Origin of the sequence: Listeria valentina (assembly GCF_011800755.1) — a bacterium.
GTDB lineage: Bacteria > Bacillota > Bacilli > Lactobacillales > Listeriaceae > Listeria > Listeria valentina.
Genome location: NZ_JAATJW010000123.1, coordinates 1 through 1818 on the forward strand (window position 1 = coordinate 1; position 1818 = coordinate 1818).

Below are 1818 nucleotides of genomic sequence, written 5' to 3' on the forward strand. Positions count from 1 at the left end.
CCAGCCAGAATGTAGATATTCGAGGTTACAATGCGGCGGATGTGATCGCGCAAGGGACTACGCACGGAGCGAATAGTACCATCGGTCTTTATCCACAATCGTCGGTCATCTACAACGCTAATAACATCACTTGGGGAGCAGATACCCCGAATAGACCATCTGGAGGCGGTGAGGTAAGGGCATGAATGAGCTAAATAGTGTCTATAAAAAAGTGCAGTCTGAACTCGATGTGAGTGTAAAGGATATTCAACCAATTAATTTGAAAGCCACATTTTCAACACAAGATGAAAACACCGCACTTCTTCGTTTTGTTGTGAAAAAAGATGGCGAGCTATTGCCACTTTCTGAACCAGCTAATGCAGTTATTTACTTGGTTGGGAATCAGTTAAAAGTCAAGAAAGATATGGAAGTGGATAGAGAAAAGAGCACCGTTTCTTACTTGCTCACAGCAGATGAAGTAAAACACTACGGAAAAGTGGATGGTGAAGTTTATATTCACTATAACAACGAGGGGAAACAATCTCTTTCCGTCCATAAATTTTCTTTCAATATAGATCGTGCTTTAATTGACAAAGATTTAGATATTATAGAGAATGTTTATATTTCTGATCTAGAAGACATTAAAAGCGAGTATCTCGATCAATTTGAGAACTTAAAAACGGAACTAGAAGCAAAAGTGACTCAACTTCAAACAGATACCGCAGAGCTCCAGAAAGAAGCGAAAGAATTAGAAGGAAAATTTAACAGCATAGATCCAGAACAATTTGCCAAAAAAACTGGCGATACGTTTACGGGTTCTGTAAACCTAGACGCACAAGAGGCTTTGAATGTGCGCTATGGCTATTTATTCCACTATGTGGGGGCAAAGCCAAATGGTACAGTTATCACCATGGATTTTGGGGAAGAATTTGGCGTGTGGTCAAAACATTTAGAAATGACTGTTGGCGGTGAAGGTGTACAAAGTGAAGATGGCGAATTTGGGTTAGAGCCGATTACGTCACTTAATCCTTACGTTCGAGGGTGGGCACCTGCAAGCTACACAAGTAGTCAATCAACGATTGATGGTGTTAAAAAGCCCGCAAAGGGAACCATCACGCCAACAAGTGCGATTTCAGTAAAAAGAGATGGTGTTACAGCTTCAATAAAAGTAAATAATGGCTATGCACTCACTGATGAAGTATACGCCGTACCCGATTTAAACACAGCGCTTGATTTTGGGAAAGATTACTATGTGAATGCAAGCGCACAGAATGCACCTGTATCGTTAAAAACGGATACGCAAGGTTCACTCTATTCTATTCGTCGTTCTGCGTCGTCAGTGATTCAGATGTATATGCACTATGCAGGTCGAGTGTTCACTCGCTACTTCTTGAACAATGCCCCTTACATTCACTCTAAGACAGATGCAAACGGCTGGAGCGAACTCGCTTCTGTTTCTGATGCTCAAGCGAAAGCAGATAAAGCGTTGACTGATGCAAAATCTTACTTTGATACGTCTTTAACGGTTCAAAAAGTCACGTTGACCCCTAAGAACGGCTTCACAGCGTCTAGGACACTTACAGCAAGCTATGTAAAGATGGGCAATCGCTATTGGGTTAGTATAAGCGGCATCGTTGCCAAAGGCACAGGCACAGGAACGGGGATTTGCGCAACAGTCCCAACAATGCTTGCACCTGATACCGATTGGAATAAACTATTTTCGGGCGCACAACAATCTACAGCCGCAAGCAATCACGCCAATATTTATTTATCGAGTGGCGGAGATATTAATATCGTGGCGGTTGGTGCCGCAGATGTCAACACGGGTCTCGATGGCAT

The 1818-nt window shown here is 42.5% G+C and carries 1 protein-coding gene and 1 pseudogene; both read left to right on the forward strand.

Annotated elements, in window-relative coordinates; translation table 11 throughout:
• Window positions 1–185, forward strand: a pseudogene (locus tag HCK02_RS13680) (hypothetical protein); the annotation flags it as partial.
• A partial coding sequence (locus HCK02_RS13685; protein ID WP_167630653.1) for a BppU family phage baseplate upper protein occupies window positions 182–1818 on the forward strand: 1637 nt, incomplete at its 3' end. The pseudogene HCK02_RS13680 and the gene HCK02_RS13685, both read left to right, overlap by 4 nt.